The sequence below is a fragment of the Streptomyces sp. KR80 genome (assembly GCF_052245555.1).
Lineage (GTDB): Bacteria > Actinomycetota > Actinomycetes > Streptomycetales > Streptomycetaceae > Streptomyces.
Window position 1 is genome coordinate 34,680 of record NZ_JBQQCD010000019.1, and the last position, 19,246, is coordinate 53,925.

The 19,246-nt window shown below is 69.1% G+C and carries 13 protein-coding genes, 5 tRNA genes and 2 pseudogenes; 12 read left to right on the plus strand and 8 right to left on the minus strand.

The genetic code is table 11. From position 1 onward, the window contains the following. The first annotated feature begins 92 nt into the window (after positions 1-92). The gene (locus ACTWQI_RS23790; protein ID WP_443273563.1) at positions 93-1,016 is read left to right on the plus strand and encodes a hypothetical protein; all 924 of its coding nucleotides are present in this window, start codon (positions 93-95) and stop codon (positions 1,014-1,016) included. Positions 1,017-1,310: 294 nt separating this feature from the next. Here ACTWQI_RS23790 and ACTWQI_RS23795 read toward each other — a convergent pair whose 3' ends face one another. Further along, complete coding sequence (locus ACTWQI_RS23795; protein ID WP_443273565.1) at positions 1,311-1,580, minus strand: beta family protein; 270 nt, start codon at positions 1,578-1,580, stop codon at positions 1,311-1,313. Positions 1,581-1,914: 334 nt separating this feature from the next. Here ACTWQI_RS23795 and ACTWQI_RS23800 point away from each other — a divergent pair. Continuing rightward, a pseudogene (locus ACTWQI_RS23800) lies at positions 1,915-2,073 on the plus strand (tyrosine-type recombinase/integrase); the annotation flags it as partial. A gap of 218 nt (positions 2,074-2,291) precedes the next feature. Here the strand turns inward: ACTWQI_RS23800 and ACTWQI_RS23805 are convergent. Together ACTWQI_RS23805 and ACTWQI_RS23810 are read right to left on the minus strand one after the other, a co-directional pair. After that, a tRNA-Lys gene (locus tag ACTWQI_RS23805) sits at positions 2,292-2,364 on the minus strand. Between the two features lie 176 nt (positions 2,365-2,540). Continuing rightward, a complete protein-coding gene (locus tag ACTWQI_RS23810) occupies positions 2,541-4,724 on the minus strand; it encodes a DEAD/DEAH box helicase (RefSeq protein WP_443273567.1) in 2,184 nt (727 codons plus the stop codon). 179 nt (positions 4,725-4,903) lie between these two features. On the opposite strand from ACTWQI_RS23810, the gene ACTWQI_RS23815 reads away from it, so the two are divergent. After that, a complete protein-coding gene (locus ACTWQI_RS23815; RefSeq protein WP_443273568.1) occupies positions 4,904-5,326 on the plus strand; it encodes a hypothetical protein in 423 nt (140 codons plus the stop codon). Between the two features lie 461 nt (positions 5,327-5,787). On the opposite strand, the gene ACTWQI_RS23820 is transcribed toward ACTWQI_RS23815, so the two are convergent. Beyond that, positions 5,788-6,138 (minus strand): metallopeptidase family protein, encoded by a 351-nt coding sequence (locus ACTWQI_RS23820; protein WP_443273678.1) that lies wholly within the window; start codon positions 6,136-6,138, stop codon positions 5,788-5,790. A gap of 108 nt (positions 6,139-6,246) precedes the next feature. On the opposite strand from ACTWQI_RS23820, the gene ACTWQI_RS23825 reads away from it, so the two are divergent. The 4 genes from ACTWQI_RS23825 (at position 6,247) to ACTWQI_RS23840 (ending at position 8,297) form a co-directional block, all read left to right on the plus strand. Further along, positions 6,247-7,863: a metallophosphoesterase family protein gene (locus ACTWQI_RS23825; RefSeq protein ID WP_443273570.1), complete on the plus strand. Its 1,617-nt coding sequence runs from the start codon at positions 6,247-6,249 to the stop codon at positions 7,861-7,863. A gap of 171 nt (positions 7,864-8,034) precedes the next feature. Then, positions 8,035-8,107: transfer RNA gene (locus ACTWQI_RS23830), tRNA-Glu, on the plus strand. A gap of 37 nt (positions 8,108-8,144) precedes the next feature. Beyond that, a tRNA-Asp gene (locus tag ACTWQI_RS23835) sits at positions 8,145-8,219 on the plus strand. Between the two features lie 4 nt (positions 8,220-8,223). Beyond that, positions 8,224-8,297 (plus strand) — tRNA-Phe (locus tag ACTWQI_RS23840). 90 nt (positions 8,298-8,387) lie between these two features. On the opposite strand, the gene ACTWQI_RS23845 is transcribed toward ACTWQI_RS23840, so the two are convergent. Further along, positions 8,388-8,705, minus strand: a complete 318-nt coding sequence (locus ACTWQI_RS23845; protein WP_443273679.1) for a tyrosine-type recombinase/integrase — start codon at positions 8,703-8,705, stop codon at positions 8,388-8,390. Here ACTWQI_RS23845 and ACTWQI_RS23850 point away from each other — a divergent pair. Beyond that, positions 8,672-8,810 (plus strand): annotated as a pseudogene (locus tag ACTWQI_RS23850) (UTRA domain-containing protein); the annotation flags it as partial. The gene ACTWQI_RS23845 and the pseudogene ACTWQI_RS23850 overlap by 34 nt on opposite strands. Positions 8,811-9,582: 772 nt before the next feature. Here ACTWQI_RS23850 and ACTWQI_RS23855 read toward each other — a convergent pair. After that, positions 9,583-10,689 carry an ABC transporter permease gene (locus ACTWQI_RS23855; RefSeq protein WP_443273572.1) on the minus strand — a complete coding sequence of 369 codons (1,107 nt, stop codon included), beginning with the start codon at positions 10,687-10,689 and terminating at the stop codon, positions 9,583-9,585. Between the two features lie 227 nt (positions 10,690-10,916). On the opposite strand from ACTWQI_RS23855, the gene hrpA reads away from it, so the two are divergent. From hrpA to ACTWQI_RS23870, 3 genes are all read left to right on the plus strand, one after another. Then, positions 10,917-14,972, plus strand: coding sequence for an ATP-dependent RNA helicase HrpA (hrpA, locus tag ACTWQI_RS23860; protein WP_443273573.1), 4,056 nt, complete (start codon positions 10,917-10,919; stop codon positions 14,970-14,972). 115 nt (positions 14,973-15,087) lie between these two features. Beyond that, positions 15,088-15,162, plus strand: a tRNA-Asp gene (locus ACTWQI_RS23865). 359 nt (positions 15,163-15,521) lie between these two features. After that, positions 15,522-15,785, plus strand: a complete 264-nt coding sequence (locus ACTWQI_RS23870) for a DUF6274 family protein (protein WP_443273575.1) — start codon at positions 15,522-15,524, stop codon at positions 15,783-15,785. A 472-nt stretch (positions 15,786-16,257) separates the two neighbouring features. On the opposite strand, the gene bldC is transcribed toward ACTWQI_RS23870, so the two are convergent. Next, positions 16,258-16,464 (minus strand): developmental transcriptional regulator BldC, encoded by a 207-nt coding sequence (gene bldC, locus ACTWQI_RS23875; protein ID WP_027749187.1) that lies wholly within the window; start codon positions 16,462-16,464, stop codon positions 16,258-16,260. 455 nt (positions 16,465-16,919) lie between these two features. Further along, on the minus strand, positions 16,920-17,804 hold the full coding sequence (locus ACTWQI_RS23880) for a hypothetical protein (RefSeq protein ID WP_443273578.1): 885 nt from the start codon (positions 17,802-17,804) through the stop codon (positions 16,920-16,922). A 205-nt stretch (positions 17,805-18,009) separates the two neighbouring features. Between ACTWQI_RS23880 and ACTWQI_RS23885 the strand changes: the two genes are divergently transcribed. After that, complete coding sequence (locus ACTWQI_RS23885; RefSeq protein ID WP_443273580.1) at positions 18,010-19,110, plus strand: Leu/Phe/Val dehydrogenase; 1,101 nt, start codon at positions 18,010-18,012, stop codon at positions 19,108-19,110. The last annotated feature ends 136 nt before the right edge of the window (positions 19,111-19,246 follow it).

Here is a 19,246-nt window from a genome sequence, read left to right on the forward strand (position 1 = left end):
GGAGCAACGGGTTAAACGGTGTGCCGCAGTCAACTAGCCGGGCATGCCGGATAGTTGCACATCAGTCGGGCGGAGGTTCTAGGCTCACAGGCATGGGGTTCGAAATCTACGACGGCCGCTTCGAGACGTACGGTTGGCACATCGAGCAGTGGTACAAGCGCGTTGAGGCGGTACGGGAGTATTGCGCCTACCCGACGGCGGCAGAAGAGCACGGTTTCACACGCGATGGCCTCGCCGACGCGGAAGAGCAGATCGTGGCCGACCGGGAGGGACGGGAGAAGCCTGCCCCGAACGCTGCGTCGGGGGCGGATGAGGAGACGATCTATCTCGGTGAAGTGCTGCTGTCTATCGCCGGGGGCCGGTGGGCATGGGGGGACCGTGAGCCGGTGGTCGTGCCGGATGAGGTGCTGGGGTTGCCGGCGATAGCCCCGCATCGGCTGATCAACTACGCCGTGCAGACCGGGAGCGGGCACGAGTTCGCCTCCGTGGCCGCTTCGTGGCAGCAGCAGGCGGCCACCTACCGGGCCTCGCACCAGGGGTGGGAGCCGGTCAGGTACGGGATGGCCGATGCGGGGAACAATCCGCGCCTGAACGAGTGGCTGGAGCGTCGGCGGGCGGATTTCCCGGCGTGGGCGGAGGCCGCGGGCGGCGGTACGCGGGTGTGGGACTTCAGTATCGAGTCGGTGGACCGGCTTCAGGACATCTTTCTTGGCCTGTTCCACACCCGGGATGAGATGCGGGAGAACGCCGACGGCCCGTTCATCGCCGACGCGATGTGGTACCTGGGTGAGGTGCAGGTGCGTCACGCGGGCGCATCCTGGAACTGGCAGCCGGAACCAGTGGGTGAGCCGGGATCGGAGGACTACCCGTTCGTCATGACGCCCGAGGAAGATGCGGATGAGGACGAGTACGCGGACAGCTTCGGCCCGGACGTGGAGGTTCCGTTCTCCCAGCTCGCCTCCCTGCTGACCGGCGAGCCGGGTGCGCTGCTTCGGGACAAGCTGCTGAGCGCTTGACTGGATTCCTACTGGTCGAGCCCGGTCTCTTCCATGTCAGCCGTGGTGTCTTCGGTGTGCTGGACGCGGAAGACGGAGATGACACGGTTCTCATGGGTCGCGGTTCAAGCGGCTGATCACTGCACATGAACTGCATCTGTCTTTCTTGCCGACTCGCGATGAGCTGGCGTGGGCGGCCGATGCCACGGGCTGGTGCCAGGTGATCACGTCAGCCACCTCGGCCAGAACCTTGTCTGTGTCAGTAATCCGGAACACCGGGCACATGGCAACGCCTCGTAGTGCCAGCGACTCGCCTCATCGCACCATTGGGCCGCCGGAGTCGCCGTCGAGTACGCGCACCGGTGGCAAGGCGCCGCAATCGATCGTGAGCACCATGCCGTTTGGCACGCGGTCCATGGCATGGTCGCAAAAGGTCTCCAGGACGTCGCGAGGGTCCGGCACGACCTCCATCACTGGGCGGATCTGGGACTGCACCTCCCTCGATGCATGCTCCAGCGCCAAGAACTCGCCCAACTTGCCCTTGAGGATGGGAACATAAGCCACCGGCAACCCCCAGCGCTGCATGCACTCAGCCAGTTGACGTGTGAGTCGCTACTGACAGAGTGACCAGGCAGTTCCGCGCCAGGTAGAGCGCCGAATGAGCCACTTAGGCTGAAGGTAAAGGTTCCAGCCACGGGCATCGCTCAGAGGCCCCATCCCATCCTCGGGGAAACCTGAGAGAAGATCTTCTCTGGACAACTCTGCGAGACCAGGTCATGCTGGCGCCCTGACCTGCGCATATATGCCGTACCGCTGGTGGGAGATCGCACCCCGGCCTCGTTCGGGACTGGAAGTTGTGGGCGAGGTAGGAGCCAAATGCAGTAAGGACCGTCGCCTCAGGCCGTTGGTGCCCTGCGGAATGTGTGGGTGCGGTGCCAGGCGAAGTACTGTGCTGCGCCGTATCCGGCTGCACGACCTGCGCCATGGGCAGGCGGCGCTCATGCTCGCCGCCGGCGTCGACATGGCGATCGTGTCGAAGAGGCTCGGGCACTCGACCATCACCATCACATCGGACACGTACTCGCATCTGCTCGGCGGTGTCGGACGGGACGCCGCAGACCGGGCCTCGGCCCTCATCCCGCGCGCCCGTCGGACCGAGCAGCCAACCCCTACCGAGGGCGAGCGTGACCACTTGGTGACCACCCAGCCCGCGGATTCGCCAGCCGAGCAGGCCCCGAAACCGGCGGAACCCTCATCGACACAGGTCAACGAGGGTTCCGAGGGCGATGCACCCGGTAGGCCGTGTGGGACTCGAACCCACAACCAATGGATTAAAAGTCCACTGCTCTGCCAATTGAGCTAACGGCCCTCGGTCGTGCTCCCCCGAGCATAGCCGGACCCGGCACGGGATCCGATCTGGTATCTACTCTGCGACTGAGCCGGACCCGCACCAGGTGCCAGGCACAAACAGCGGCGGGCCCGCCCGTGCCGGGCGGGCCCGCTTCATGCAGGTCGGCGACTTGTGCGCAGGTGTCGACTCAGACGTCAGCCGTTGCGCTTCCAGCGCGGCTTGTCGGCGCGGCGGTCGAAGGGGCGGCCGCCAGCGTTGCCGCCGCGGTGGTCGTCCCGGCGGCCCGGGCGGTCGTCGCGGCGGTCGCGGTTGTACGGACGGTCGCCGCCCCGGTGGTGGTGGTCACGGTGACCGTGGTCGCGGTGGTGGTGGTCGCGGTGACTGTGGTCGCGACGCTCGAAGGAGCGTCCGCCGCCGAAGCCACCGCGCTCGCCGTCCTGGCGGTCACGGTTGAAGGGACGGTCCTCGCGCCGGTCACGGCCCTCGAAACGACGGTCGTCGAAGCGGCGGTCGTCACGGCGCTCGTCGCGACGCTCGTACGGACGGCCACCGCGGTCGTCACGGCGGTCGCGGCCGAACGGGCGCTCGTCGCGCCGGTCGCGGTCACGGTCCCGGCCCCCGAAGCCGCCACGCTCGTCACGGCGCTGGAAACCACCCCGGTCACCGCGCTCGTCACGGCGCTGGAAACCACCGCGCTCGCCGTCGCGGCGGTCGCGGTTGAACGGCCGCTCGCCCCGGCGCTGGTCCTCGCGGCGAACATCGTCGCGACGCTCGTACGAGGAGCGGCGCGGCTCGGCGTACGCCGCCCGCTCCACGGCGGAGTCCCCAGCCGCCGCTGCCGGAGCGGTCGCGGTCTCCTTCGTCGCGACGGCGTCGGCCGCAGTCCCGTTGGAGGCGTCGGTCAAGGCCTCGGCCGAAGCCTCGGTCGAGGTCTGGCTCGGCGCCCCGGCCGACGTCAACGCAGCCGCGGCGGCCGGCTCCTCACCACGCTCCCGTGCCGCACGCGCCATCAGATGGTCGGCCTCCTCGCGCAGTTCGGCCGCGCGCCGCTGCACCTTCTCCAGCTTCCGGGTCAGGTCCTGCACCTCGCGCTCGGCCTGGCCGGCCGCGCTCGCCGCCGACTCGGCCTGGACCTCGGTGAGCGAACGGGCTCCCGTGATGCGGGCGACGTCCTCGTCGAAGACACCGGCGCCACCGATGATGTGGCGTGAGGCGTCGACGCCCGCGTCCTCCATCAGCCGGAAGATCTGCCTCCGTTGGTGCGGCAGGGCCAGTGACACGACCGTGCCGCTCCGGCCCGCACGCGCCGTACGACCGGACCGGTGCAGGTAGTCCTTGTGGTCTCCGGCCGGGTCGACATTGAGCACCAGGTCGATGCCGTCGACGTGGATACCCCGGGCGGCGACGTCCGTCGCGACCAGGACGCCGACGTAGCCGTCCTTGAAGTCGGCGAGCGTGCGGGTCCTGGCGCCCTGCGTCATGCCCCCGTGCAGCGCGTCCGCCCGCACCCCGGCGTCCCGGAGCTGCTCGGCGACGCGATCCGCGCCCAGCTGGGTCCGCACGAAGAGAATCGTGCGGCCCTTGCGTGCCGCGATCGCAGCCGTGACCGGGGCCTTGTCCCTGGGCTTCACCACCAGCACGTGGTGGGTCATGGTCGTGACCGCGCCCTGCGCCGCGTCCACCTCGTGGGTGACCGGGTCGGAGAGGTAGCGCTTGACGAGCGTATCGATCTCGTTCTCCAGCGTCGCGGAGAACAGCATCCGCTGCCCGCCGGGCGGCACGAGATCGAGGATCTCGGTCACCTCGGGCAGAAAGCCCATGTCAGCCATCTGGTCGGCCTCGTCGAGAACGGCGACCTGGACCTTGTCGAGCGAGGCGGCCCCGCGCTCGATGAGGTCGCGCAGCCGACCCGGGGTGGCGACGAGGATGTCGACGCCGCGCTCGAGGGCGTAGATCTGGTTACCCATCGACGTACCGCCGCAGACGACCTTGAGCCGCAGGCCGAGCACGTCGCCGTACGGCTGGAGCGCGTCCGACACCTGCATCGCGAGCTCGCGGGTGGGGGTGAGGATCAGCCCACGGGGGCGCTTCTTCTCGGTGTGGCCGCCGGCGAGCTGGGTCAGCAGCGGGAGGCCGAACGCGAGCGTCTTGCCGGAGCCGGTACGGCCGCGGCCGAGGATGTCCCGGCAGGCCAGGGCGTCCGGGATCGTCGCGGCCTGGATGGGGAACGGCGTGGTGACACCGTTCTGGGAGAGTTTGCGGACGACCTGCTCGGGGAGGCCGAGGTCGGCGAAGGTCACCTGGCGGGCAGGTGCCTCGGGGGCCGGTTCAGCCGCCGTGTCGGGCATGACGGCGTGATTGACAGCGGAAACAGACATGCGAAATGCGAACCTTCCGGAGTTTTCGGCACGCGCCCAAACTCCGTGATTCGCATACGACCGCCTCAATGCGGTCAGCCACGGCAAGGACCAGGAACGCGCCACGCGGCGCGATTCGGGTGTGCTTACCGAAACGGCCAGGCAAATGGGATCAAACGATCTACCACCATACGGGCCCCGTGGCCCCGCTGGCAAATCACCTCTCAGCCCCCTCCGCACCCCCTCTGTATCACCGCGCCCGCCCTTTTACCGCTGACGGCCCGCGGCCCTACCACCCCAGCTCGTACTGCGGTCCCGCCCCGGATTCCCCCTCCTCCGCCGCCGGGTCCTCCGCGCTCGGCGAGGCCGGCGGCGTGGCCTCGCTCGGCTGCGGGCTGGACGGTGACGACGGTCGCGGCGAGGTCGGGCTGGGCTGCGGCGCGGGGGTGCTGCTCGAGGGGGTCGAGACCGGCGGCCGCGGCGGCGTGGCAGGCCGGGATCCTGCACCCGGCCGGCTGGGCACCGCCCGGTCACTCGACAAGCGGGCGTCCGGCGTGGGGCTGGCCGCCCCGCCGCCCTTCCGCGCCCCGCTCCGGCCGTCCGCCGTGCCCTGTCCCGCATGACCGCGCCGAAGGTCCGTATCGCCGTTCCTCTCCGACACCCCGCCGTCCGGCTGCGCCGCGCCGCCCCTCCCGTCGGCCGACCCGGACGGCTCGCCTCCCTCGGGCCCCACGCTCATGCAGCCGGTCGCCGCGGCAAGCGCGAGCGCAGCGGCGGCCATCCGGGCCGGGGTGCGGACCGGCGTACGGGCGATCGGGGCTCGACGGCCACGGCGGGTGGGGAGCAAGCTCACGGACGGGCACCTCCGGAGAGTACGGGCGGTGGGGGCACCCCCAGCGGTAGCTGGGGGAGGATGTCATGCTCAACTCCCCTTCCCCTGCACAGGACACGCGTCCGCATCTGGCGCACCGTCAGCATCGTCAGGGCCCAGAGCTCTGGTGGACCGGCTACGAGGGCCCTGCGGCTCCGGAGGCCGCCGCTGCCCGTTCCCGCGTCCCCCCGGTCACGTCCCGCGTCTCTCGGGTCATCCGTAGCCCAGCGCGTGCAGCCGTTCATCGTCGATGCCGAAGTGGTGTGCGATCTCGTGCACCACCGTCACCTCGGTCTGCTCGACCACGTCCTCCCGGCTCTCACACATCCGCAGGGTCGGCCCGCGGTAGATGGTGATCCGGTCGGGCAGCACGCCCGCGTACCACTCCCCGCGGTCGGTCAGGGGTGTCCCCTCGTACAGTCCAAGCAGCTCGGGGTCGTCCGTGGACGGCTCGTCCTCCACGAACACCGCGACGTTGTCCATCAGCCGCGTCAACTCGGGCGGGATCCGGTCCAGCGCCTCGGCGACCAGTTCCTCGAACTCCTCAGGCGTCATCTCCAGCACATGCATCATTCTCCGCCAACCGGCTCGAGTCGGCGGCCGCTCCTGACGGATGCCCGCCCGCCGGCTCGGCGCCGCATAGCCGATGGCCTGCCCGGGCATACGCCCACAGTGGTTCGCGTACCTCTCCGGTCGCCCCATTTCCTCCGCGCCGCGGGCGCGACCGTACGGCGGCGCCTTCGGGCGTGCCTGGACTCCGGCGGCAGCTCTCGGGCCGCCACAGTCACCCGCAGCCTGCGCCGCTTGACGCGCAGGTCACCCGCCCGCCCGGCACCTGCCGCCACCCTCGATGGTGACGCTTCGCGTCACTCCTACACATCCACCGTCGGCCTGATCGCCGTCGTGCTGGTCGGTGCCTGGCTGGGGCTGCTGATCGTCGGCGGCGTCCGGGCCCCCGTCGGCCCCATGGACACCCGTATGGCCCTCCGGCCTTCCCTGACCGGCGGCACCGAAGTGAACGTCTCTCCCCTGGGCTCCCTCGAACTCCGCAGCCACATCGCCCCCATCCGCCTCGATGTCGACATCGACCAGCTGAACCCCGAGCGCTCCCAGGCCCTGGTCAAGCATCCCGAGCGGATCTCCGGACTGCAGGACGAGATCTCGCGCGACATCTCCACCGGCACCCTCGATCTGGCGTGGCGCTCCTGTGTCGCCGTCGTCTCCGGCTCGTGCGCCCTCGGTCTCGCCGTCTACCGCAGGCCGCGCCGCGCGCTCGCCGCGGGCGGACTCGCGCTGGCGCTCCTCGCGACCTCGGGCGGGATGGCGTACGCGACCTGGAATCCGAAGTCGGTGCTGGAACCGAAGTTCTCCGGACTGCTCAACTCGGCGCCGAGCGTGGTCGGCAGCGCGCGCAGCATCGTCACGGATTTCGACATCTATCAGCAGGAGTTGGCCCGGCTGGTGACCAACGTCACCAAGCTCTACGACGCCACGTCCACCCTGCCCACGTATCAGCCCGACCCGACGACCGTACGGGTCCTGCACGTCTCGTGCATCCATCTCAACCCGGCCGCCTGGCACATCATCGAATCGCTCGTCGAGCAGTACGAGATCGACGTGATCATCGATACCGGGGACACCATGGATCACGGCTCCGCCGCCGAGAACAGCTTCCTCGACCCCGTCTCGCACCTGGGCGCACCGTATGTCTGGGTGCGTGGCAACCACGACTCGGCCACGACCCAGAAGTCCATGGAACAGCGCGAGAACGTGCACGTCCTGGACAACGGCAAGGCGGTACGGGTCGCCGGGCTGCGCATCGTGGGCACGGGCGACCCGCAGTTCACGCCCGACCGCTCCGTGATCCCGGAAGGCGATCCGGCGGAGCGGCAGGCGGGCCGCGAGCTGGCCGCGTCGATCCGGCTGCTCAAAGCCGCCGGCCGGCCCGTGGACATCGCCGTCTCCCACAACCCGGTCCTGATGGAGCAGACCGACGGCACCGTCCCACTGGCCCTGGCCGGCCATATCCACCGGCGTACGAACCGGATCCTCAGCGGTGGCACGCGGCTGATGACCCAGGGCTCGACGGGCGGCGGCGGGCTGCGCGCGGTCGATGACGACAAGCCAGACCCGGTCGAGGCCTCGGTCCTCTACCTTGACCGTGACACCCACCGGCTCCAGGCCTGGGACGAGATCACCCTGGGCGGCCTGGGCCTGTCGAAGGCCGAGGTGAGCCGCCAGCTGCCCGAGGAGAAGGCCCCGGGAGCAAGCCCGTCCCCCTCGGAGTGACGACCGGCACGAGCCCGTCCCGCGCTGCGTCGTCCCTGCTCACGGGCGGTCTACACGGTGCGGAACGACTGATCGGGCCGCGCCCGTGAAACCGTTTTGGCGAACTCTCCCCCCATCCCATATGCTTCTCACGTCCCCGACGGCGCCGAACAGCGCCCAGGTGGGCCATCAGCCCTCATCGTCTAGTGGCCCAGGACGCCGCCCTTTCAAGGCGGTAGCACGGGTTCGAATCCCGTTGGGGGCACGTAACACCTGTGCGAGACTGGTCCTCGCACGTGCTTGGTCCTGTGGAGCAGTTTGGAGTGCTCGCCACCCTGTCAAGGTGGAGGCCGCGGGTTCAAATCCCGTCAGGACCGCTGCGGCTGGGTAGCTCAGTTGGTACGAGCGTCCGCCTGAAAAGCGGAAGGTCGCCGGTTCGACCCCGGCCCCAGCCACCGCCGCCCTACCAGGGCAAACACCCCCGCCGAAGATCATCGGCAGGGGTGTTTTCATGTCGACTACGCCAACCGGTGCACCAACGGCTCTCAGGACAGGGTGTCTCCCAGCCTTCTGAGCGCCTTCCGCTGCTCGTCCAGCGAGGCGTGGGCGTAGACCTTCATCGTCACGCCGATGTCGCTGTGACCAACGATCTGCCGGACGATGTGCGGCGGCACCCCAAGATCGAGCAGGAGCGAGACCGCCGAGTGCCGGAGATCGTGAAACCGGATCTCCAGCCCGAGCCGCTTCCGGAGCGGGTGCCAGCTCCGCCGGAGGTTGTCCGGCCCCAGGGGCGTCCCGATGCGGGACGTGAAGACGAGCCCTCGTTCCGGGGTACGAGATCGATCACATGAAGGAAGAGCTATTCCCCGCATCCCCACCGCCGAAGAGTCTCGGCTCCTCCAGCCTCACCAGGCGAATGGGTGGTAGAGCTGCACCGCACCACGTACACAGCAGATGCGACTGTGGTGGTGGGTCCAGCCGCTTGTCCGACGGCCCACGTCCGTGTACATCGCGAACACTCCGCTACGCCACCGAGCGCCATCACCTTGAAGTTGGAGGTCCTGTGGGACTTTGCCGACAGACACGCCCATCCATCGAGCTCTAGAGCTGATCGATGCGGATGGCGAGCAAGTTGGCAGTACGCACATGGCCATGTCGGCATCGCCCGTCCGCCAGACGTTGCGTGCCGTCCATAGGAGGCGAAACCACAGGTGGGATGTTCACAGGACGACCGGTTGAGGAGGGGGGATGTTCACGGGAGGGATCGGTTGAGGAGGGGGGATGTTCACGGGAGGGATCGGTTGAGGAGGAGGGATGTTCACAGGAGGAATCGGTTGAGGAGGAGGGATCTTCCCACCGGCGGAAGCAGAACCAGCTGAGCCGAGGAGCATGACAGCGGCGAAAGCGGCGACAGCCGCGCCCTTGGCAACACCCCACATAAGCCTTCCCTTTCAACGGAACAAGCCTGCATCAGGGCGGGGAATGCCCTAGCTGGGCATCTGTTGTCACGATTGTCACTGCTATCGCATAGGACGGCATCCCGAACGACCACGTCGCCTGTCTGGCCTTCGGGCCGGGCGGGGGCAACCTGTTGCTGTTTCCGGCAGACCGAGAGGAAGGTGGCCGGTCAGTCCTCCTACGCGGGGCGGAACTCAAGAGAGCTGGACACGATCGATGGCGCGACCGTGGAGCGCGAACGGCCCCGGACACGTGATCGCGTCAGGGCCGTTTTGCTGCGTCTCACCCCGGCGCCGGGGGCTCTCCTCGGCCGCCCGGGTGGCGGTGGCGCCAGATCCAGAAGACCGTGCAGGACACCAGGGCCCACGCGGCCAGCACCAGGAACGGCCCCGCCGTCTGGTGGTCGGCGAAGTAGACCGCGGTGTGCTGGGCGTTCACCGAGGCACCCGGCGGCAACCAGCGTCCGATGTGCCCGAGTCCGGTCGGCAGCAGCGGCCACGACACCGCGCCACCGGAGGACGGGTTGCCGAGCAGCACCATCAACCCCCAGGTCGGTAGCACCGCCCACCGCCCGATGAGGGCGTTGAACATGGTGAAGACCATGCCCGACGCGAACATCGTGAGCGCCAGGATCATCCACGACTCGGCGAAGGGCAGGTTGAGCGCGTCCAGCCACCAGTCGACCACTGCGGCGATGGCGAAGCCGCCGAGCAGGGCGTACGCGGCGGTGAACGCGATCCGCTCCGCCGGATTGAGCGCACGGGCGTGGAGACTCATCTGAATCGCGCCGATGAAGCCGGTCACCACGGCGGCGAGGGAGATGTAGAAGATCGCCAATCCACGCGGATCTCCCCGCTGCAGAGGATTCACGTCCCGGACCGTGACCGGGACGCCGACGTCTCTTCCCACTTCGGGCGCGGTCTTCGCGAGCAGCTCCGCGACGGAGGCGCCGGAGGCGCCCGAGACATCGAGCACCACGGCGCGGCGGTCCGGTTCCGATGCGTGGAGGACCGCGAAGATCTTCTGCTCCTCGACGGCCACACGGGCCTCGGCGTAACTCGCGTAGCCGTGCAGTTCCAGGGACGCGTGGAACGCGCGCTGCATGCCGTCGCGGAAGGCCTCCACTCCTGATGCGGAGGCCGGATCCCCGGCGGCGTCCGCGACGACCGCGGTAGGGATGCGGTGCGGGGTCGGGTCGGCCATGGCGTAGGTGTACGACCCGGCGAAGAGGCCCGCCGCGGTGGCGAGGATGAGCGCCACGACACTGGCCGGGAAGAACGGTGTGCGGGTGAAGACCCGCCACCGCTCGCCGAGGGTCCGGCGGCCCCCTGCCCCTTCCCGCTCCGCGGAGTCCCGACGATCCGGGGACTCGTCGGGCTGCTGGGTCATGGCCTCACGCTAGGCCGGGGTGAACACGTCGACGATTCCGGGCCGCCCAGTTGTGCGCGAGCCGCCACGACTGCCTGCGGACACGTCGACTGCCCGGCACGATCGCCTCGCCGCCCACCTCCGGGCCCGCCTTCGCCAGGGCAGGCGGCCCGCCGTGACGCCGCCGAGCGCGCCGCCGGGGAAATCGTTGGCCGAGTCTTTCCGCGAAGTGAGATCCTTGCCCAGGTATGCCTACGTCCTCGCCCTCCACCCCCTCCTTCGCCGCCCTCCATGCGCGGCTGCCCGAGCTCATGCTGCGCGACGAGCGCCGGCTCGGGCGGCGACTCGACGGAGCACGCCGGATCCGTAAGCCCCAGGCGCGGCAGGCCGTGCTCGAAGAGATCACCGGCGACATCGAGGCGGCCGAGCTACGGGTGGCCCACCGCCGCGCGGCCGTGCCGAGGGTCGACTACCCCGAGCAGCTCCCGGTCAGCCAGAGGAAGGACACCATCCTCGAGGCGATCCGCGACCACCAGGTCGTGATCGTCGCGGGCGAGACCGGCTCCGGCAAGACCACCCAGATTCCCAAGATCTGCCTGGAGCTCGGCCGCGGTGTACGGGGTCTCATCGGGCACACCCAGCCGCGCCGTATCGCGGCCCGCACGGTCGCCGAGCGCGTGGCCCAGGAGCTGCGGACGCCACTCGGCGAGTCGGTGGGCTGGAAGGTCCGCTTCACCGATCAGGTGAGCCAGGACTCCCACATCAAGCTGATGACCGACGGCATCCTGCTCGCCGAGATCCAGACGGACCGCGAGCTGTGCGCCTACGACACGATCATCATCGACGAGGCCCACGAGCGCAGTCTCAACATCGACTTCATCCTCGGCCATCTCGCGCAGCTGCTTCCCCGCCGCCCCGATCTCAAGATCGTGATCACCTCCGCGACGATCGACCCGGAGCGTTTCTCCCGCCATTTCGGTGACGCACCGATCATCGAGGTGAGTGGCCGTACGTATCCGGTCGAGGTCCGCTACCGGCCGCTTCTGGAGGAGAACTCCGAGGACGGCGACCGCGACCAGATCACCGCCATCTGCGACGCCGTGAACGAACTCCACGCCGAGGGCCCGGGCGACATCCTCGTCTTCCTCTCCGGCGAGCGGGAGATCCGCGACACCGCCGACGCACTCAACAAGAAGAAGCTGCCCCGCTCCGGACGTGCTGTCGACGGCAGCATGGAGGTGCTGCCGCTCTACGCCCGCCTTTCGCACGCCGAGCAGCACCGGGTCTTCCAACCGCACACCGGCCGCCGGATCGTGCTCGCCACGAACGTCGCCGAGACGTCCCTCACCGTTCCCGGCATCCGGTACGTGATCGATCCCGGTACGGCGCGCATCTCCCGCTACAGCCACCGCACGAAGGTCCAGCGGCTCCCGATCGAGCGGATCTCCCAGGCCAGCGCCAATCAGCGCAAGGGGCGCTGCGGCCGTACCTCCGACGGCATCTGCATCCGGCTCTACGCCGAGGACGACTTCCTCTCCCGCCCGGAGTTCACCGACGCCGAGATCCTCCGGACGAACCTCGCCTCCGTCATCCTCCAGATGACCGCCGCGAGTCTCGGCGACATCGAGAAGTTCCCCTTCATCGATCCGCCGGACCGCCGCAACATCAAGGACGGCGTCCAGCTGCTGGAGGAGCTCGGGGCGCTCGACCCGAAACAGAAGGACCCGAAGAAGCGGCTCACGCAGCTCGGCCGCAAGCTCGCCCAGCTGCCCGTCGACCCGCGCCTGGCCCGTATGGTCCTCGAGGCCGACCGCAACGGCTGCGTACGCGAAGTCATGGTCATCGTGGCTGCTCTGTCCATCCAGGATCCGCGCGAGCGCCCCTCCGACAAACAGCAGCAGGCCGACCAGCAGCACGCGCGCTTCCGGGACGAGACGAGCGACTTCCTCGCCTTCCTGAACTTGTGGCGCTACATCCGGGAGCGGCAGAAGGAACTGTCCTCCTCCGCGTTCCGCCGGATGTGCCGCGCAGAATTCCTGAACTACCTGCGCATACGGGAATGGCAGGACATCTACACGCAGCTGCGCCAGGTCGCCAAGACGATGGGCATCCACCTCAGCGACGACGACGCGACCGCGGATCGCATCCACATCTCCCTGCTGTCCGGGATGCTCTCGCACATCGGTCTGCGGAACGCTGCGGGGGAGGGCGGGAAGAACGCCGGGACGGACGGCGGGAGGAGCACGGCGAAGAACGAGTACCTGGGCGCGCGCAACGCCAAGTTCGCGGTCTTCCCCGGCTCGGCGCTGTTCAAGAAGCCGCCACGCTGGATCATGTCGGCCGAGCTCGTCGAAACGTCCCGCCTGTGGGCGCGGGTCAACGCCGGGATCGAGCCGGAGTGGGTCGAGCCGCTCGCCCAGCACCTGCTGAAACGGACCTACAGCGAGCCGCACTGGGAGAAGGACCAGGCGGCGGTGATGGCGTACGAGCGGGTGACGCTCTACGGTGTGCCGCTCGTCGCCCAGCGCAAGGTCAACTACGGGCGGATCGACCCGGAGACGAGCCGCGAGCTGTTCATCCGGAACGCGCTGGTCGAGGGCGACTGGCGGACCCACCATCAGTTCTTCCACGACAACCGCAGGCTTCTCGGCGAGGTCGAGGAGTTGGAGCACCGCGCCCGCCGCCGCGACATCCTCGTGGACGACGAGACGCTCTTCGACTTCTACGACCAGCGGGTCCCGGAGCACGTCGTCTCGGGCGCCCACTTCGACTCCTGGTGGAAGCAGAAGCGCCGCGAGGAGCCCGAACTGCTCGACTTCGAGCGGTCGATGCTCATCAACGAGGCGGCCGAGGCGGTCACCAAGGCCGACTATCCGGACTCCTGGCGGCAGGGGGAGTTGAAGTTCCGGGTGACGTACCAGTTCGAGCCGGGTGCGGATGCGGACGGAGTGACCGTCCACATCCCGCTCCAGGTGCTCAACCAGGTGACGCCCGAGGGCTTCGACTGGCAGATCCCGGGCCTGCGGGACAACCTGGTCACCGAGCTGATCCGGTCCCTGCCCAAGCCCATCCGCCGGCACTGCGTCCCGGCGCCGAACCACGCGAAGGCCTTCCTGGACCGGGTGTCGTCCACGGAGGGGCCTGATCGGGCCCAGCCCTTGCGGGAGCCCCTCCCGTCTGCACTCGCGCGCGAGCTCCAGCGGACGGTCGGCGTGCCCGTCGCGGCGGACGACTTCGACCTCGGCAAGGTTCCGGAGCACCTCAAGATCACCTTTCGGGTCATTGACGAGCGTCGGCGCAAGCTCGCCGAGGACAAGGACCTCGAGGCGCTGAAGCTGCAGCTCAAGCCGAGGACGCGGGCTGCGATCACCAAGGCCTTCGAGAAGGCCACGGCGTCCTCCCCGGCGGGGCCGGGCGGTCCGGAGCAGCGCTCCGGGCTGACGCAGTGGACGATCGGGGCGCTGCCCAGGACCTTCGAGACGCGGCGGGCGGGCCAGCCCGTGAAGGCGTATCCGGCGCTGGTCGACGAGGGCACATCGGTCGCCGTACGGCTCTTCGACACCGAGCCGGAGCAGCAGCAGGCCATGTGGGCCGGCACCCGGCGCCTGATCCTGCTGAACATCCCGTCCAACCCCGCCAAGTTCGCTCAGGACAAGCTCAGCAACCAGCAGAAACTCGCCCTCTCCCGGAACCCGCACGGCGGCATCCCGCCTCTCTTCGAGGACTGCGCAACCGCGGCGGCCGACCGGCTGATCGCGGCCCGCGGCGGCCCGGCGTGGGACGAGGAGTCCTTCCGCAAGCTCTTCGACGGGGTCCGCGCCGACCTCGTGGACGCCACACTGGACACGATCCGCAAGGTGCAGGAGGTACTGGCGGCGTGGCAGGCCTGTGAGCGCCGCATGAAGACCGCGCCCCTGTCGACGAGCCTTCCTCTGGTTCCGGCCCTCACCGACGTCAAGGAGCAGCTTGCGGCGCTCATCAAGCCGGGCTTCGTCACCGCGCACGGCGTCCGCAGGCTCCCTGACCTGCTGCGGTACCTCGTGGCGGTGGACCGCCGTCTGCAGCAGCTGCCCACCAGCGTGCAGCGGGACACGGCCCGGATGGCGAAGGTGCAGGAGATGCAGGACGAGTACGGCTGGCTGCTGGAGCAGCTGCCGCCGGGCAGACCGGTGCGGCCCGAGGTCCTGGAGATCCGCTGGATGATCGAGGAGCTGCGGGTGAGCTACTTCGCGCACGCGCTGGGCACGGCGTACCCGGTCTCGGACAAGCGGATCGTGAAGGCGATCGACGCCGCGGTGCCGTAGTACGGCAATCGCCAAGAGTGAGTTCGACGGCGCACCTGACCTGCTGTACAGTCTCTTCTCGCGGCAACGAGAACGAACATGGTGCGGTCGAGCCGCACCGGAAGCCGCAAAGCCGGGTCCTGTGGAGCAGTTTGGAGTGCTCGCCACCCTGTCAAGGTGGAGGCCGCGGGTTCAAATCCCGTCAGGACCGCAGCATCGACACGACGGCCCGCATCCCCACCGGACGCGGGCTGTACTGCTGCCCGGCCCCGGCGCACCGGAGGTCGAGCCCTGGGGGCACCTCCCGGCCGGAGGCTGGGGGAGGAGCCGCAATCGGACACCGCAAATCCCGTCAGGACTGCAGCACCACACCACGGCCCGCGCCCCCACCGGACGCGGGCCGTACTGCTGCCCAAGCCCCCGGCACCCAAGGCCGTGCCCGCGGCTGCACCTGCTGCAGGGGAAGCGTCCCGGTTCCTCCGGGATCAGGGCGTGCTCGTCTCTTGACTCACGCACCTGCCGCGGGTACCCAGGCATCAGGGGATGCGTTCGGGAGGTGCCGTCATGGTGATGTCCGCGAGACATGAGACCAGGGCGCTGTTGAGGGCCCATCTGTCGGCCGCGACGAGCTATCGCCACCTCACCCGCCACTGTCCCGTGTGCCATCAGTTGCTGCGGCTCGCCATGGAGGCGGGCGGAAACGGCGTGCCGCCAGTCCGGGGGCCCGAGCCCGGCCGGGACGCGGAGGCGGACCGCCGGCGGGGCGAAGCGGACCGCCGGAGGGCGGACCGGCAAGCGGACGAAGCCCACACGGAACGGGACCGCAGGACCTGAAATCCTGCCCGTCCCTGCCCGTTCCCGACCCTGTCCCGACCGACGCCGAATTGGCCGTCCGCGTTCAATACCGCAGAGTAGCTTCAGGGACAAGTATGACGTCCTGTGACAGGAGTCACCCAAGAAGTTTGCAGAGTGGGGGAGTTGAAGCACTCCCTGCAACACGTCAATTTAATATGTGCAATTGCACCCCCGAGAGAGGGAGTCCGGGGGCCGTTTCGGTGGGCTACCGAAGGGCGCCCGCGGAGGGACCGACACAGGCCCGAACATGCCCGCACAGCCCCCGAACAATCCCTGACACCTCTTGTCGCAGGCACAAAAAGATCGCGCCGGACCCGGCGGAGTCCGGCGCGATCAACGACGCACCCTCGATGCCGAGGGAAAGGAACCCGTTGGGGCAGGTACCCGTCGTGTGGTGCCAAGCGGGCCGTCGCCGGGTGGGGGACCCGGTTATGCCCGGTTTATCCAGTTGTCAGACTTCGCTGCGCTGCTGCGGAATACCCGCAAGTAGCGCCCGGACCTCCGCTTCGCGGTAGCGGCGGTGTCCTCCAAGCGTGCGGATGGACGTGAGCTTGCCTGCTTTGGCCCAGCGCGTGACCGTCTTCGGGTCCACGCGGAACATCGTGGCAACCTCAGCCGGGGTCAGCAGCGGCTCGGCATCAGGGGTGCGAGCGGTCATGAGCGGCCTCCTCGGGAGAACCGAACCATCACGGTTCTTTCCTCTAAATTCTGCACCTTGACCCACGTTGCCCGAAATGGCGCACGCAGGCCGAGTCGGTTATAGGACGAACGGCTTGTCCTCGGCACTACAACTACACCATCTGTCCAGCCGCGTCGGCCAAACCGATGGATTTGCCCTCTCAGGTGTTCAACCTCGACGGATGCCGATGGACCATGCCATAGCGGACAGTCATCCCACCGTGACGATCAGTCACGGTGGGATCAGGCGTGCCCAGACCTGCCAAGCGAGTGCAATACCGATCTCTCCGCCCATAGTTGGACGGAAGGAGCCCTTCCTGGACTCCTTGTCCTATTTTGACACGAGGGCAGGGGATGAGGGCAAGGCCCGGGTTAGTGCTCTCGGTCACGCTTGCGCCAATGGCCCGGATCAGGACGTACATCCCGCCCCGGCCATCAACTCGCGTACTGACGCTCCCGCACCACCCGCCACCGGTCCGTAAGCCGCTCGTACGCCTCCCTGGCGCGCCCCCCGTCGCCGGCACGCAACGCCTCGAGTCCCTCGGCCACATCCGCGACCGAATGGTCCTCGGCGAGCTGCCCCTCAGGAAGAGCATGCACCAAGCCGCCGTAGTCCAGCTCCACGAGCGATCGCGGATGGAACTCCTCGAGCCACTTCCCCACATTCTCCAGGCCGTCGACGAGCGGCCCCTCCCCTATGGTCTCGCGCAGCACCTTCAGGCCGCGGGCCACGCGCCTGCGGGCCTGCACCATGGGAGTGCGATAGCGCAGCACCGGACCTTCACCCCTGGAACCGCCCCGGCCCTCGCCCCCCGCACCGCCCGCCACGTCGCCGTCCTTCAGGTACTCGCGCTCCTCGGCCGCGAAGAGTACGAACCACCGGACGGGTACATGCCAGATCGCTGAGCGGATCCACGGCCGCGCGTCGGGGTTGCGCTCCAGCCACCGCTCGTAGTCCGCCTCCGCCTGCCGGCGCACCACGGGCGGCAGCACGGCGTCCAGCACCGGCTGCGGCAGTCGCTCCGCGAGCTCCTCGAGGGCCATCCAGCCGCGCAGCCGGGTGCGCCAGGGACTGACGCACGTCACGCCGTCCACGACGGCGACAAAGGCGTCACTGCTCTCGTGCACGGGCACGGGGACGGGCGGTACGGGCAGCAAGTCGGCGAGCGAGCGGCGGAGTTCGTCCTGGGCGGTGGGGATCTGCTCACGGGACGCGTAGCGATACCAATGGGAGCGCTCGGGTTCGGGAAAGGCGGCCAGTGGTTCGTAGACCCGTAGGTATGCCGCGTACGGGACGACCACCGATGACGCCACGCCCACGCGCCCTCTCCTCCGCCTTCCGCCCGTTTCCGCTCCGTGCCGGAAGCCGCCTTCCGACACTGCTGATCGTCCCACGGGTGTAGGCCAGAAGGGCATGATCCGGCATACCTCTGTACGTCGGCGGGGCCCCACGATCTACCCTGTGCCCATCGGGCCCTCCCCACCCGTAGGAGGGCGTTCCCTCACGTCTTCGGGAGTCACCACCGTGACCGACGTAGCTCCGCCTGCCGACGATCTCGGCGTTCTGTCCACGCTGTTCCACTCCGAGCAGGGTGGACACGAGCAAGTCGTCCTCTGCCAGGACCGCGAGAGCGGCCTCAAGGCCGTGATCGCCATCCACTCCACCGCTCTGGGCCCGGCCCTCGGCGGCACCCGCTTCCACGCGTACGCCTCCGACGCGGAGGCCGTCCTGGACGCGCTCAACCTCGCCCGCGGCATGTCCTACAAGAACGCCCTCGCCGGGCTCGACCACGGCGGCGGCAAGGCCGTGATCATCGGCGACCCGGACCTGATCAAGACCGAGGAGCTGCTCCTCGCCTACGGCCGGTTCGTGGCATCGCTCGGCGGCCGCTATGTCACCGCCTGCGACGTCGGCACGTACGTCGCCGACATGGACGTCGTGGCCCGCGCGTGCCAGTGGACCACCGGCCGCTCCCCCGGCAACGGGGGCGCCGGCGACTCTTCCGTCCTGACCGCCTTCGGCGTCTTCCAGGGCATGCGCGCCAGCGCCCAGCACCTGTGGGGCGACCCGACGCTGCGCGGCCGCAAGGTCGGCATCGCGGGCGTCGGCAAGGTCGGCCACCACCTCGTCGAGCACCTTCTGGAGGACGGCGCGGAGGTCGTGATCACGGATGTGCGCGCCGACTCGGTGGAGCGCATCCTCACCAGTCATCCGGACGTGACCGCGGTCGCCGACACGGACGACCTGATCCGCACCGCAGGCTTGGACATCTACGCTCCGTGCGCGCTCGGCGGAGCGCTGAACGACACCTCCGTGCCGGTCCTCACCGCGAAGGTGGTCTGCGGCGCCGCCAACAACCAGCTGGCCCACCCGGGCGTTGAGAAGGACCTCGCCGACCGCGGCATCCTGTACGCCCCGGACTACGTGGTGAACGCCGGCGGGGTCATCCAGGTCGCCGACGAGCTGCACGGCTTCGACTTCGACCGGGCCAAGGCGAAGGCCACCAAGATCTTCGACACGACGCTGGCCATATTCCGACGCGCCACGGTCGACGGCATCCCGCCGGCGGCCGCCGCGGACCGCATCGCCGAGCAGCGCATGGCGGAGGCCCGCCGGGCCGGCTGAGGCCGCGCAGGCCCGAGCGGAGCGGCGTACGGAACCGTCCGAGCGGTTATGCGAGCCACTCAGCGCCGGGGAGCACCGCCCCCGGCGCTGAAGCGTTTCTCGGCTTTCTCGGGCGTTCGGCGGGCTTTCGACGGCC